Here is a 13,821-nt window from a genome sequence, read left to right as displayed (position 1 = left end):
AGAAATCAGTGGACCGCTGCCCCTGCGACGCCGAGGTGGCGCTCCAGGACCGAGGGGTCGGCCTTCAGCGCGGCGCTCGGGGCGTCGTGGACGATCGTTCCGCGCTCCAATATCACAACGCGATCGGCCAGCCCCAGAATCTTTTGGGCATTCTGCTCGACGATGATCGAGCAGATGCCGCCCGCCCGGGTGATGGTCCCGATCGCCTTGAGCAGCTCCTCGACGATGATGGGGGCGAGGCCCTCGGTCGGCTCGTCCAGCAGCAGGACCTTCGGATTGAGGGTCAGCGCGCGGCCGATCGCCAGCATCTGCTGCTCGCCGCCGGAGAGCTGGTTGCCGAAATTGCTTCGCCGCTCCTTCAGCCGCGGGAACATCTCGTAGACCTTCTCGACGGTCCAGGGACCGGGCTGCGCCACCGCCGTCATGTTCTCTTCCACCGTCAGCGAGCGGAAGATGTTGCGCTCCTGCGGCACCCAGCCGATGCCGGCACGGGCCCGCTGGTCGGGACGCAGCGTCGTGACGTCGGCGCCGGCGAGCGCGATCGAGCCGGAGAAGCGGCGGGTGACGCCGACGATGGAGTTGATCAGCGTGGTCTTGCCGGTGCCGTTGCGGCCGAGCAGCGCCAGTACCTGGCCTTCGGCGAGGCGCAGGGACATGTTGGGCAGGACCACGGCCTCACCGTAGCCGGCGCGCAGGGAATCGATCGCGAGCAGGTCAGACATTGACCGCCTCCTCGCCGAGATAGACAGCCTTCACCTGCGGATCGCGCGCGACCTGCTCGGGTGCCCCCTCCGTGAGCAGCGCGCCCGAGACCAGCACCGAGATGCGGTCGGCGAAGGAGAATACGAGATCCATGTCGTGCTCGATCAGAAGCACGGTGACGTCGCGCGGCAGCGCGCCGACGACGGCGAGAATGTCGTGGCGCTCGCTCTCGGGCACACCGGCGGCGGGCTCGTCGAGCAGCAGAACGCGCGGCTTGGCCGCAATGGCGACCGCAATCTCGAGCAGGCGCTGCTTGCCGTAGGGCAGCGTCACGGTCTGTTCGTTCATGACGTCGAGCAGGTGGAAGCGCGCCAGCAGCTCGGCAATCTCGTCATTGACGTCATTGCGCGTGCCCATCCGTCGCCACCAGTCGCCGCCATGGCCGAGACGCTCGGAAACGGCAAGGCCGATGGTCTCGAGAGGGGTCAGGTCGGGATAGAGCTGGTTGATCTGGAAGGTGCGCGACAGGCCGCGCAGCACGCGCCTGTGCACGGGAAGATCGGTGATGTCCTGGCCTTCGAGCAGGATGCGGCCCGAGTTCGGCTTGAGCACCCCGGTGAGCTGGTTGATGACCGTGGTCTTGCCCGCGCCGTTCGGGCCGATCAACGCGTGGCGGGCGCCCTGCTCGATCCTCAAGGACAAATCGCGGGTGACGCGCAGGCCACCGAACTGCTTTTCGAGATTCTTCGTTTCGAGCGCGATGGTCATGCGTCGCTCTCCGGCACGGCGACCACGGCCTTGCGCCCGGCGATCTGCTTGATCACCAGATTCGGCACATACAGGACCCAGCGATGCAGCCGCTGGCGGCCGACCAACACGATCACGACCAGCACGAGGCCGATCCAGAACTGCCAGTATTGCGGCGTGATGGTGGAGAACAATTCCTGGAGCATGCGGAACACCACCGCGCCGATCAGCCCGCCATAGAGATAGCCGGTGCCACCGATAACGAGCACCAGCATCAGATCGGCCGAGCGCTCGAAGGCGAACACATCGAGCGAGGCGATCGCGGTGGTCTGGGTGAACAGTGCGCCCGCGATGCCGGCATAGAACGCGGCCAGTGTGTAGATCGCGATCAGGCGGCGGTTGACCGGAATACCGATGGCGGCCGCCCGGAGCGGATTGTTCTTGATCGCCCGCAGCGACAGGCCGAACGGGGAGTGCACGACTCGGCGGGCGAACAGGAACAGCAGGAAAAGGACAGCCAGCGAATAGAAGAAGCCGGTCTTGCCGAACATGTCGAAAGGGATCTCGCCGAAGATCGGCTGCATCTCGATGCCCTGCAGGCCGTCGGTGCCGCCGGTGATGTTGGAGAAGCGCTCGGCGAGCGCTTCCAGCAGCAGGGCGATTCCGAGCGTGACCATCAGGCGCGTCAGGTCGACGCCGCGGATCACCAAGAAGCTGGTGGCAAAGCCGAGCACCATCGCGGCAAGGCCGGCGACGACCAGTGCCAGCACGGGCTCGGTGACGATGCCGTGCAAGGCAAGCAGCCCCGCGGCATAGGCGCCGACGCCGAAGAACGCGGCATGGCCGAGCGAGACGATGCCGGCATAGCCGAGGATCAGATCGAGCGACATCGTGAACAGCGCCAGCCGCAGGATGTCGGTCATGATCAAATAGCGATTGGGAAATGCGAAGCCGCAGGCCAGCACGATCAGCCAGAAAACGACTTCACCGTAGTGCCACCGCGCGTGGCGCTGGGCGTGATAACCGACGTCGGACGAAGCGCTCATCGGCGAACTCAACGCGCGGCCGTGCGTCCGAACAGACCGTTCGGGCGCCAGATCAGGATCACGATCATCATGGTGTAGATCACGAAGGGGCCCATCTTCGGCACGTAATACTTGCCGGCGACGTCGCCGATGCCGAGCAGGAGCGAGGCCAGGAACGGGCCGGTGATCGAAGAGGAGCCGCCCACGGTGACCACGATCAGGAAGTAGATCATGAATTTCAGCGGAAAATACGGGTCGAGGCCGAGGATCTCGGCGCTGAGCGCGCCGCCGAGGCCGGCGAGCCCGCATCCGAATGCGAACGTGAAGGCGAACACCTGCGGCACGTTGATGCCGAGGCCGCTGGCGGCGCGCGGATCGTCGACCGCGGCGCGCAGGCGGCTGCCGAAGCGCGTCTTGGCCAGCACCATCTGAAGCGCGATGGTGAGCAGGCCGCAGATCACGATGATCATCAGCCGGTAGCGTCCGATGCCGACGCCGAACAGGTCGAACTGGCCCTGGAGCGCGGCCGGCAAATTGATGAAGACGCGCGAGGAGCCCTGGACGTAGTCCACGGCCGCCACCGACATGAAGGTCAGGCCGATCGTGAACAGGACCTGGTCGAGATGGCTGCGCGCATAGAGGTGGCGGTACAGCGTGCGTTCGAGCACAATACCGATTGCAGCCGAAGAAACGAAAGCGAGCGGCAGGGCGGCGAAGAACGGCCAGCCCATCCGGTTGACCAGCACCATGCAGACATAGCCGCCGGCCATGGCGAAGGCGCCATGGGCGAGATTGACGAAGTTCATCAGGCCGAGCGTGACCGCGAGCCCGCAGGCGAGCACGAACAGCAGCATGCCGTAGGCAACGCCGTCGAACAGGTTGGTGAGGATTGCGGTCATCAGCAGTCGAGGGTCATCTCAAGTGTGGCCAAGGGCCGTGCTGCACTCCCTCTCCCGCTTGCGGGAGAGGGTTGGGGAGAGGGTGCTTCAACAACGAAGACTCCCCCAGAGGAGAGAGCCCTCACCCGGTGCTTCGCGCCGACCCCTCCCGCAAGCGGAAGAGGTAAGGCGAGCTTGCCGAGAGAGCCCCGGGGATGACGCGCTTTCGCGCGTCACTTCTTGGTCTTGCCGAGGTCCTTGACGGCTTCGAAGGTCGCGAACTCGACGTTGTAGAGCTCGCCGTCGACCTTCTCGACCTTGCGGATGTAGATGTTCTGCACGATGTCACGGGTCTCGGGATCGATCGAGATCGGGCCGCGCGGGCTTTCCCACTTCATCCCCTTCATGGCCTCGACAAGCTTGGTACCGTCCGTGTCGCCGCCGGTCTTCTTCAGCGCCTCGTAGATCAGATGGATGCCGTCATAACCGCCCACGGCCATGAAGCCCGGGCGGTTGCCGAAGGCCTTCTTGTAGGCTGCGACAAAATCCTTGTTCATCTGCGAGGGATGCGCCGCAGAATAGAGGTGCGCAGTGACGGTGCCGAGCACGGCATCGCCCATGTTGTTGAGAAGGTCGTCGTCGGTGACGTCGCCGGGCCCGATCACCTTGATGCCGGCCTTGTCGAGGCCGCGCTCGGCATACTGTTTCATGAAGTTGCCGCCCTGCCCCGCCGGCACGAACACGAAGATCGCATCGGGCTTGGCGTCCTTCATGCGCTGGAGGAACGGCGCGAAGTCAGGATTTTGCAGGGGCACCTTGACCTCTTCGACCACCTCGCCGCCGCCGGCCGTGAAATGCTGCTTGAAGAAGTTGAGCGCGTCATTGCCCGGCGCATAGTCCGAAGTCAGGGTCGCGACCTTCTTGATGCCGTTCTTCACCGCCCAGTCGCCGATGATGGTCGATGACTGCGCCAGCGTGAAGCTGGTGCGCACGATATACGGCGAGCGCTCGGTGATGATGGAAGTGCCGGCCGCCATCACGACCTCCGGAATCTTGGCCTGCGTGGCGAGCGGCGCAGCGGCGAGCGCGGCCGGCGTCACGCCGAAGCCGGCGATGAAGTTGACCTTGTCGTTGACGATCAGCTCCTGCGCGGCGGTCTTGGTCTTGTCCGGGATCGCAGCATCGTCCTTGACGATGACTTCGATCTTCTTGCCGGCGACGGTATCGCCCTTCTGCTGCATGTAGAGCTTGATCGCGTTCTCGATCTGCTTGCCGGTCGAAGCCTGGCCGCCGGTCATTGGCAGGATCAGACCGATCTTGACGCTGTCCTGGGCCTTCGCGGGCGCGAAGCCGGCAAGGCCTGCAATGGCCGCAACGGCAGCGGCCCAAGTCGCCTTGTGCGACAGTTGTTTGCGTTCGAACATCAGATGTCCCTCCCCTTCATTCCTGACTCTTGTGCCCTGGACCGAGTGCCCGGCCCTTGCCTTGATCTTAGACCGCGCGAGCGCTCTCGGGCGCCACATGGGCGTCTTTCGCGCCCTGCTTGTCAATCGGACGTTCGGCGGCCCTTCGGCGCAACCGGAGCGTTCCGAAGACCGGTCGACCGGACGCGGTACTGCGATTGCGTCGGAGCAGTTCGAGCAACCCGCTCGTGACGGCCTTCATTTGTACGAATGTACAAACAAAATGGACTTGTCAACGAAAACCCCTGCCCACGGACCAAGCCATGTTGTCGCGAGCCTCGCACCAAGTCCAGAAATGCGAGGGATCGCGTGCATGGAGGATTTCGCCTTTCTTTTGCAGAATCTGTACATCCACGCGCCTCGCTCGGGCGCAACTCGGTAATAAATTACCTACCTCGAATAAGTCTATTTTACCTTGTTGAAGGCTACGCTTCTTCCTGCCGAACTGGCGTCCAATCACCGAACGCGTACACCATGCCCAAGACTCTTCGTTCCGCCCTCGTCCTCGTTGCGCTCGCCGCGGGGCTGGCCGGCTGCGGGACGGTTAACGAAAAACTCTCCGCCGGCATGGGCGACTACGTCCCGCAATGGGCCGGCGGCCTGCCCGCCGATGCTCCGCCGCGACCGGGCACGCCGCAATACGACGCCTACATGAAGGAACGCGAACGCAAGCGCCTGCTGCCGGCCGCGGATCGCGAGAAGGAAGAGCAGGCCCAGAAGGGTACAACGGGGACGGCATCGGCTGGCGCGGGGCGTTGAATCGTCATTCCGGGGCGCCTCGAAGAGGCGAACTATGGTGCGCAATTGCGCACCTGAGAATCTCGAGATTCCGGGTTCGATGCTGGCGCATCGCCCCGGAATGACTCCCACGATCAATCCACGAACACCACCGTCTTGCGGCCGTTGAGGATGACGCGATCGTCGAGATGGTAGCGGATGGCCCGTGCCAGCACGCGGCGCTCGATGTCCCGGCCCTTCCGGACCAGATCTTCCGGCGTGTCGCGATGGCTGATGCGCTCGACGTCCTGATCGATGATCGGGCCCTCGTCGAGGTCGCGCGTGACGTAATGCGCGGTGGCGCCGATCAGCTTGACGCCGCGCTCATGGGCCTGGTGATAGGGCTTGGCGCCCTTGAAGCCCGGCAGGAACGAGTGGTGGATGTTGATGCAGCGCCCCGACAGCTTTGCCGACAGATCGTCCGACAGAATCTGCATGTAGCGGGCGAGCACCACCAGATCGGTCTTCGTCTTGCCGACGAGGTCCATGATTTGCGCTTCCTGCTCGCGCTTGGTCTCCTTGGTGACAGGCAGATGGTGGAACGGGATGCCGCCGAAATCGAGCCCGGAATAGACTTCGCGCGGATGGTTGGAGACGATCGCGGTCGGAATCATCGGCAATTCGCCGGTGCGCCAGCGATAGAGGATGTCGACCAGGCAGTGGTCGGACTTGGACACCAGCAGCATCACCTTGCGATGCGCAGCGCGGTCTCGCATCTGCCACTCCATGCCGAAACGCTCGGCGATCGCCGCAAAGCCGGTCTGCAGCGCCGACAGTTCCACGGCAAGATCGGCCGCTGTGAACACCACCCGCATGAAGAACTTCTCGGTCTCGACGTCATCGAACTGCTGGGCGTCGAGGATGTTCTGTCCGTTGTGGGCAAGGAACGTCGACACGGCCGAGACGATGCCGGGGCGATCCGGACAGGACAGGGTCAGGACATATTGATGGTCGGGCATGTTGATGAACGGGCTTGGCTCTTGATGAAGGTTTGTGCAGCGGAACTATCCGCGATTTGCGCCCTGCTCTAGCACCGACCTCGCCCTTGCGCCAATCCCGGGCGCAGAGTCAGGATGAACGGACGATTGCAATCCATGATCGGAGCATACCCATGGCCGACCGTTTGAACGGCTACCGCATCTTAATTCTGGAAACGCGGGAGGAGGCGCAGTTTTCGAAGCTTCTGGCCGAGCAAGGCGCCGAGGTCGTGCAATGCCCGATGTTCACCATCCATGATGCGCCGGACCCGGCTCCGGTGGAGGCCTGGATCCGGCGTGCCATCGACAAGCCCTTCGACGATCTCGTGCTGATGACGGGCGAAGGCCTGCGTCGGATCATGAAGCTCGCCCGCGCCCGCGAGCTCGACACGGCCCTTGTCGCGGCACTCGCCAAAGCGCGAAAATTCACCCGGGGTCCGAAGCCCGGCAAGGCGCTGCGCGAGATCGGTCTCGAGGCACAGCAGACCACGGAGAAGCCGACCACCGAGGGCGTGATCGAGATGCTGGCCAGGCTCGACCTGAAAGGACGACGCCTCGGTCTCCAGCTCTATCCGGACAAGGACCACGGCGCGCTGACCGGCGCGCTGGCCGCGCAAGGCGCCGCCGTCGATACCGTGCTGCCCTATGTCTACGATTCCAAGGCAGCGGATTCGAACATCGTCGCCGCCATCGACGACATGGCCACCGGGCGGATCGATTCCATCGCGCTGACCAATCTCGGCCAGGTCCGCCGCCTGATCGAGGCCGCGAAAGCGCATGGCGCCGAAGCAAAACTGCGTACAGGCCTCGAACGGACGTTGATCGCCTCTGTGGGGCCGGCGGTCTCCGGTGAACTCGCCGCGCACGGTCTGCGCACGGACGTCTCGCCGGCGGATGAAGCCTATTTCATGCGCCCGCTGATCTCGGCGATGGCCGCGGCGCTGGCGGAGCGGAAGCCGAGAGCCGCGGCGAGCTAAGAGCCGAACGCGGGGGCGGCCTGCGGCGGCTGCGATTGACACAAGCATCGCCAGCGCTAGCTTGCGCGACCGCAAGAAGAAACAACAAGGGCAAGGGAATCGCCGTGATACGCGTCATCGCGTCGTGAACGCCACCGCACGACCTTCGGCGCTCGCGCCATTCCGCATCCGCAATTATCGTTTCCAGTGGCCGTCCGACCTGCTCACCTCCTGGGCCTTCGAGGTCGAGACGCTGGTGCTCGGCTGGTACATCATTGTCGAAACCGGCTCGGTGCTGCTGCTCACCGTGCTTGCTTCACTCCAGTTCGTCGGAACACTGGTCGCGCCCGTGTTCGGCATGATCGGCGACCGCATCGGCCATCGCGATCTCCTGATCGCAATGCGTCTTGCCTATACGGCGCTCTCGTCGACCATCATGGTCCTGGCGCTGACCGGTCACATGTCGCCGCTGAACGTCATGATCATCGTCGCGATCATGGGCCTGATCCGCCCTTCTGATCTCGGCGTCCGCGGCGCACTGCTGGCCGAGATCATGCCGCCCGGGCAATTGGTAGGGGCCATCAGCGTCGCTCGCACGACGCAAGACAGCGCACGCATCGCCGGAGCGTTGACAGGCGCGGGGCTGTTCGCCGTCCTCGGCATTGGTCTTGTCTATGTGGCGATCACCTGCCTCTACCTGATGGCCGCACTCCTCATGCTATGTCTGAGCCGGCCGAAAAGGACCGTCACGATGAGCGATCTTCCCGCGAATAGCGGCGCCATTTCCCGTTTGTTTGGCGAGCTCAAGGAAGGCATCGTCTATGCCTGGAACGGCCCGGGAATGCGCGCGGCGCTGTGCGTCGCCTTCCTGGCCAATCTCACCGCATTTCCCTTCACGGGCGGATTGTTGCCCTACATCGCGCGCGAGATCTTTCACACCGACCAGACCGGCCTCGGTTATCTCTCGGCGAGCTTCGCCGTCGGCTCGCTGATCGGCTCCATCACGCTCAGCCTGGTCAGTGGCGTGCGCATTGCCCGGCTTCTGATCGGCGCGACGCTGGCCTGGTACGCCATGCTGCTGGTATTCGTCGAGGTCAGGACCATGCCGGTGGCGATGGCCTGCCTCGTTCTCGCCGGCATCGCCCAGAGCATGTCGATGATCTCGGCAGCGGTGATCCTGATGCGCACCGCGAGCGCACATCTGCGAGGCCGCGTCATGGGCGTGCGCATGATGGTGATCTATGGCCTGCCGATCGGACTGCTCGCGGCCGGCAGCCTGATCGACGTCATCGGCTATTCCGCGACGGGCTCGCTCTATGCCGCCGCGGGCTTCTTCGCGATGCTGGCGATCGCAGCGCGTTGGCGCGCTGACCTCTGGCCTGTCCACGCCCCCGCCAACGCGCGGTGACGAATATCCGCCCTAATCCCCGTACCCGCGCAGCCGCTCGATATCGAGGATGGTGACGCCGCCATATTCCAGCCGCAGCAGCCCCTCTTTCTCCAGCCGGTTCAACGCGCGGTTGGCGTTCTGGCGGGACATGCCGGAAAGCGCCCCGATCTCCTCCTGCGTGATCTCCAGATGCGTGGTCGATTCGGGATAGAGGATCGGGTTGAACAGCGAAGCAATGCTGCGAGCGAGGCGCGCGGTGGCATCCAGGGTGCGGTTGACCTCGAGCATGCCGATAAACTGGCCGAGCCGCTCGTTGAGCTGGCGCACCAGAAAGCGGTTGAAGCCGACGCTGTTCTCGAACAGCCACATGAATGCACTGCGCTCCATCAGTGCGACGCGGCTGTCGCGCAGCGCGACCACGTCATAGCGGCGCGGCTCGTTCTTGAGCACGCTGCCCTCGCCGAACCAGGCCCCTGCCGTCAGACCGGCAAGGCTGGTCTCCTTGCCGTCGCGCGAGACCCCGCCCATGCGGGCCAGGCCGCTCACCATGCCGGCCCAATAGGCAAAAATGTCACCGCGCATGAACACGGTCTCGCCGGTGCCGTAGGACCGCTCCGTGATGCCGGCACGCGCGACCTCGATCTCCGCTTGCGTGAGCTCGCGCGACCAGGCGGCGACGCGCTTCAGATGATCTTCTGAAATCATGATCTGGCGGCCGGCCGCACGACTTCGTCACTCCGTTTTCTGTTGCATTGCAACATGATGGTATCGACCGCCATTCGACCAAAGATGAACGCCGCTGCCGGCCCGCAAACTTTGTCGCAGAATTGTCAGCCGGGAGACATTTCAAAATAGCGCTTTCCCCTATTGAGGACCACCTCGGGCGATACGGCTTTCGATCCCAAACGGGAACGAGAGTGAGCGGCTCCGGTCGAGACCATCTGCTGCATGGCCTCACCGTCACCGCCGTACTAGGATCGCTCGACAGAACGGACGAAGAGCGCCGCTGAAATGCGCCATGACCGGGAGGGATTCGTTTGGTGGCTACCAGTCTTGAAGTGCGCGGCGTGTCCTTGCGATTCGGCGGTGTTCGAGCGCTGACCGACGTCGGCTTCGCCATTAGGGAGGGCGAGCTGTTCTCGATCATCGGCCCCAACGGCGCCGGCAAGACCTCGATCGTGAACTGTATTTCCGGCCGCTACAAGCCGACCGAAGGCCAGCTCTTCTACCAAGGCCGCGACATCACCGGTCTGACGCCGAATGCCCGCGCCTCGCTCGGCATCGGCCGCACCTTCCAGAACCTGGCGCTGTTCCACCATATGAGCGTGCTCGACAACATCATGGTCGGCCGCCATCACCTGCTGAAGAACAACTTCCTCACGGGCTCGCTGTACTGGCTCACCGGCGCGCGCAAGGAAGAGCTCGAGCACCGCCGCAAGGTCGAGGAGATCATCGACTTCCTCGACCTGCAGTCGGTGCGCAAGGCGACCGCAGGCACGCTCTCCTACGGCCTGCGCAAGCGTGTCGAGCTCGCGCGCGCCATGGCGCTGGAGCCGCGTCTCATTCTCCTCGACGAACCCATGGCCGGCATGAACTTCGAGGAGAAGGAGGACATGGCCCGCTACATCGTCGATCTCAACGAGGAGTTCGGGATGACGGTGGTGATGATCGAGCACGACATGGGCGTGGTGATGGACATTTCCCATCGCGTTATGGTGCTGGATTTCGGCAAGAAGATCGCAGAAGGCGATCCGGCCACCGTGCTCGCCGATCCCCACGTCAAACGCGCCTATCTCGGCGAGGAGGACGAGGTGCTGGTCGATCCCGACGACGCGCCGCCGGCGCAGGAGAGCGCGGCATGATGGATTATGCAGGCCGCGTCGCGCAAGCCGACACCTATCCGAAGATGCTCCGGCTCAACGCCAGGGAGCACGGCAACGAGATCGCTTTGCGCGAGAAGGATCTCGGGCTCTGGCGCATTTTCACCTGGAACGACTACCAGACAAGGGTGCGCGATTTCGCGCTTGGCCTGGTCGAGCTCGGTCTCGCTCGCGGTGATGTCATCGGCATCATCGGCGACAATCGGCCGGACTGGGTCGCTGCGGAAGTCGCGACCCACGCGATCGGTGGACTGAGCCTCGGACTCTATCGCGACGTGCTGGACGAGGAGGCCTCCTATCTCCTCAACTATGGCGAGGCGCAGCTCGTCTTCGCCGAGGACGAGGAGCAGGTCGACAAGCTGCTCACCCTTGCCGAGCGCGCGCCCAAGCTGAAGCACATCATCTATTCCGATCCGCGCGGGATGCGGAAATATGACGACCCCCGGCTGATGTCGGCGGAGAAGTTTGCCGAGCTCGGCCGGGCGCGTGCTGCGCGGGAGCCGGAGCTCTACGACAGGCTGGTCGATGCCACCAAGGGCGAGGACGTCGCGATCCTCTGCACGACGTCAGGCACGACCTCGCATCCGAAGCTCGCGATGCTCGCGGCCGGCCGCGTGCTCGGGCATTGCGCGACCTATCTCGCCTTCGATCCGAAGGGACCCGATGACGAATACGTCTCGGTGCTGCCGCTGCCCTGGATCATGGAGCAGGTCTACGTGCTCGGCAAAGGCCTCTTGTGCCGGATGAAGATCAACTTCGTCGAAGAGCCCGACACCATGATGAACGATCTGCGCGAGATCGCGCCGACCTTCGTGCTTTTTGCTCCACGAGTCTGGGAATCGATCGCGGCCGACGTTCGCGCCAAGGTGATGGATGCGACGCCTTTCAAGCAGCGCCTGTTCGACATCGGCATGAAGAGCGGCCTCGCCGCACTCGAACAGGGCAAGCGTTCCGGCTTTGCCGACGCGATCCTGTTCCGCGCGCTGCGCGACCGCCTCGGCTTCACCCGCCTGCGGTCGGCCGCCACCGGCGGCGCAGCGCTCGGCCCGGAAACCTTCAAATTCTTCCAGGCCATGGGCGTGCCGCTGCGCACGCTGTACGGCCAGACCGAGCTGCTGGGGGCCTATACGCTGCATCCCGAGGGCAAGGTCGACCCTGATACGACCGGCGTGCCGATGGCCGACAGCATCGAGATCCGCATCGACAATGCCGACGTCCACGGCGTCGGCGAGATCGTGGTGCGGCATCCCAACATGTTCCTCGGCTACTACAAGAATCCCGAGGCGAGCGTCGCCGACATCAAGGACGGCTGGATGTGCTCCGGCGATGCCGGCTATTTCAATGCCGACCGGCAGCTCGTCGTCATCGACCGCATCAAGGATCTCGCGGAGACCTCGCGCGGCGAGCGCTTCTCGCCGCAATTCATCGAGAACAAGCTGAAGTTCTCGCCCTATATCGCGGAAGCCGTGGTGCTTGGCGCCGGCCGCGACGCGCTCGCGGCGATGATCTGCATCCGCTACTCCATCATCTCGAAATGGGCGGAGAAGAACCGGCTCTCGTTCACGACCTACAGCGACCTCGCCTCGCGGCCCGAGGTTTACGCGCTGCTGCAGAAGGAGGTCGAGACCGTCAACGCCACGCTGCCGCCGGCCCAGCGCATCTCGCGCTTCCTGCTGCTCTACAAGGAACTCGATGCCGACGACGGCGAGCTTACCAGGACCAGAAAGGTCCGCCGCAGCGTCATCAACGAGAAATACGAAGGCATCATCGACGCCATCTACCACGGCGTCGCGGATATTCCCGTCGACACCGTGATCCGCTTCCAGGACGGCACCACCCAGCGGGTGCGCACCACGTTGCGTGTGGTGGATCTCGGCGGCCACGGCCACATGGCGGAGGCGGCGGAGTGAGCGTCCTGTCCGCCACGAGCGCGACGCGCGTTGCTGTGCCCTCCCCCCTTGTGGGAGAGGGCATCGCCGCTATCAACCACACCCTCACTGGGGTGAGGGGTTCTCTCTCCACACCGCCACTGCCGAGACAACCCCTCACCCGGCTTCGCTTCGCGAAGCCACCCTCTCCCACAAGGGGAGAGGGTGAGCGCGCGCCGGATTTGTCAGCGAGCACCACTGCATGAACACCGCCTTCCTCATCCAGCTCCTGGTCAACGGCCTCGTCGTCGGCACACTCTACGGCGTAGTCGCGATGTCGTTTGTCCTGATCTACAAGGCGACACAGGTCGTCAATTTCGCGCAAGGGGAATTGCTGCTGGTCGGCGCCTGGGTGTGCTGGGCGCTGCTGGCGAAATACCAGGTGCCCTTCTGGATCGGCATGCCGATCACGCTGGTGTTCATGTTCGTGTTCGGCATCGCGATCCAGGTGCTCATCCTGCGTCCGATGATCGGCGAGCCCATCATCTCGGTGATCATGGTGACGATCGGCCTGTCGACGGTGTTGCAGGCAACGCTGAAGTGGATGTTCGGCGTCAACCCGCAGCCGTTCCCGCGCGTGTTCGAGAGTCAATCCGTCAGCCTGTTCGGGCTCCAGATCCAGACCGTCTATGTCATGAGCCTCGTCGTCTCGGTCGCGATGATGATCGGCATGGCCTGGTTCTTCCGCGCCTCCAAATACGGCCTGGCGATGCGCGCCACCGCATTCAACCAGCAGGTCGCGCAGTCGCTCGGCATCTCCGTCAAGAGCGTGTTCGCGATGGCCTGGGCGATCTCGGCGACGGTCTCGGCGGTTGCCGGCGTCGTCGTCGCCGTCGTGAACGGCGTGTCCTCGGGCCTTGCCGCCTACGGCATCAAGGTGTTCCCGGCGGCGATCCTCGGCGGGCTGGATTCAGTTGGCGGCGCCGTGCTTGGCGGCATCATCATCGGACTGCTCGAGAACGTCGCCCAATATGTCGACAGCGAGTATCTGCACTGGGGCAATCTCTACGAGATCGCGCCGTTCTACGTCCTCATCATCGTGCTGATGATCAAGCCCTACGGGCTGTTCGGCACCCACGACATCGAGCGGATCTGACC

13 protein-coding genes are annotated in these 13,821 nt (G+C 64.1%); 6 read left to right on the top strand and 7 right to left on the bottom strand.

Features of this window, described 5'->3' with window-relative positions; genetic code table 11:
* Positions 1 to 5: 5 nt before the first annotated feature.
* The 5 genes from XH96_RS13610 to XH96_RS13590 form a co-directional block, all read right to left on the bottom strand.
* On the bottom strand, positions 6 to 722 hold the full coding sequence (locus XH96_RS13610; RefSeq protein WP_035674426.1) for an ABC transporter ATP-binding protein: 717 nt from the start codon (positions 720 to 722) through the stop codon (positions 6 to 8).
* A complete protein-coding gene (locus tag XH96_RS13605) occupies positions 715 to 1,470 on the bottom strand; it encodes an ABC transporter ATP-binding protein (protein ID WP_194392934.1) in 756 nt (251 codons plus the stop codon). Before XH96_RS13605 ends, XH96_RS13610 begins: the two co-directional genes overlap by 8 nt.
* On the bottom strand, positions 1,467 to 2,495 hold the full coding sequence (locus XH96_RS13600; RefSeq protein WP_194392933.1) for a branched-chain amino acid ABC transporter permease: 1,029 nt from the start codon (positions 2,493 to 2,495) through the stop codon (positions 1,467 to 1,469). The genes XH96_RS13605 and XH96_RS13600 overlap by 4 nt, the downstream gene beginning before the upstream one ends.
* A gap of 8 nt (positions 2,496 to 2,503) precedes the next feature.
* Positions 2,504 to 3,373 carry a branched-chain amino acid ABC transporter permease gene (locus XH96_RS13595; protein ID WP_194392932.1) on the bottom strand — a complete coding sequence of 290 codons (870 nt, stop codon included), beginning with the start codon at positions 3,371 to 3,373 and terminating at the stop codon, positions 2,504 to 2,506.
* Positions 3,374 to 3,585: 212 nt separating this feature from the next.
* Positions 3,586 to 4,776 (bottom strand): ABC transporter substrate-binding protein, encoded by a 1,191-nt coding sequence (locus tag XH96_RS13590; protein WP_194392931.1) that lies wholly within the window; start codon positions 4,774 to 4,776, stop codon positions 3,586 to 3,588.
* A gap of 513 nt (positions 4,777 to 5,289) precedes the next feature.
* On the opposite strand from XH96_RS13590, the gene XH96_RS13585 reads away from it, so the two are divergent.
* Positions 5,290 to 5,574 carry a hypothetical protein gene (locus XH96_RS13585; protein ID WP_194392930.1) on the top strand — a complete coding sequence of 95 codons (285 nt, stop codon included), beginning with the start codon at positions 5,290 to 5,292 and terminating at the stop codon, positions 5,572 to 5,574.
* Positions 5,575 to 5,687: 113 nt separating this feature from the next.
* Here the strand turns inward: XH96_RS13585 and purU are convergent, their stop codons facing one another.
* A complete protein-coding gene (purU, locus tag XH96_RS13580; protein WP_194392929.1) occupies positions 5,688 to 6,551 on the bottom strand; it encodes a formyltetrahydrofolate deformylase in 864 nt (287 codons plus the stop codon).
* A 152-nt stretch (positions 6,552 to 6,703) separates the two neighbouring features.
* Here purU and XH96_RS13575 point away from each other — a divergent pair, with 152 nt between their 5' ends.
* A complete protein-coding gene (locus XH96_RS13575) occupies positions 6,704 to 7,546 on the top strand; it encodes a uroporphyrinogen-III synthase (RefSeq protein ID WP_194392928.1) in 843 nt (280 codons plus the stop codon).
* A gap of 124 nt (positions 7,547 to 7,670) precedes the next feature.
* Complete coding sequence (locus tag XH96_RS13570; RefSeq protein ID WP_194392927.1) at positions 7,671 to 8,933, top strand: MFS transporter; 1,263 nt, start codon at positions 7,671 to 7,673, stop codon at positions 8,931 to 8,933.
* Between the two features lie 12 nt (positions 8,934 to 8,945).
* Here XH96_RS13570 and XH96_RS13565 read toward each other — a convergent pair whose 3' ends face one another.
* Positions 8,946 to 9,620, bottom strand: a complete 675-nt coding sequence (locus XH96_RS13565) for a Crp/Fnr family transcriptional regulator (protein WP_028181433.1) — start codon at positions 9,618 to 9,620, stop codon at positions 8,946 to 8,948.
* A gap of 335 nt (positions 9,621 to 9,955) precedes the next feature.
* On the opposite strand from XH96_RS13565, the gene XH96_RS13560 reads away from it, so the two are divergent.
* The 3 genes from XH96_RS13560 to XH96_RS13550 all read left to right on the top strand — a co-directional run bounded on the left by XH96_RS13560 (position 9,956) and on the right by XH96_RS13550 (position 13,819).
* A complete protein-coding gene (locus tag XH96_RS13560; RefSeq protein ID WP_035674435.1) occupies positions 9,956 to 10,777 on the top strand; it encodes an ABC transporter ATP-binding protein in 822 nt (273 codons plus the stop codon).
* Positions 10,774 to 12,705, top strand: coding sequence for a long-chain fatty acid--CoA ligase (locus XH96_RS13555; protein ID WP_194392926.1), 1,932 nt, complete (start codon positions 10,774 to 10,776; stop codon positions 12,703 to 12,705). The genes XH96_RS13560 and XH96_RS13555 overlap by 4 nt, the downstream gene beginning before the upstream one ends.
* A 220-nt stretch (positions 12,706 to 12,925) precedes the next feature.
* Positions 12,926 to 13,819, top strand: a complete 894-nt coding sequence (locus tag XH96_RS13550) for a branched-chain amino acid ABC transporter permease (RefSeq protein ID WP_028181436.1) — start codon at positions 12,926 to 12,928, stop codon at positions 13,817 to 13,819.
* Positions 13,820 to 13,821 lie beyond the last annotated feature (2 nt).

It is taken from the genome of Bradyrhizobium sp. CCBAU 51765 (assembly GCF_015291725.1).
Classification (GTDB): domain Bacteria; phylum Pseudomonadota; class Alphaproteobacteria; order Rhizobiales; family Xanthobacteraceae; genus Bradyrhizobium; species Bradyrhizobium liaoningense.
This window is presented reverse-complemented; position numbering and strand designations above follow the sequence as displayed.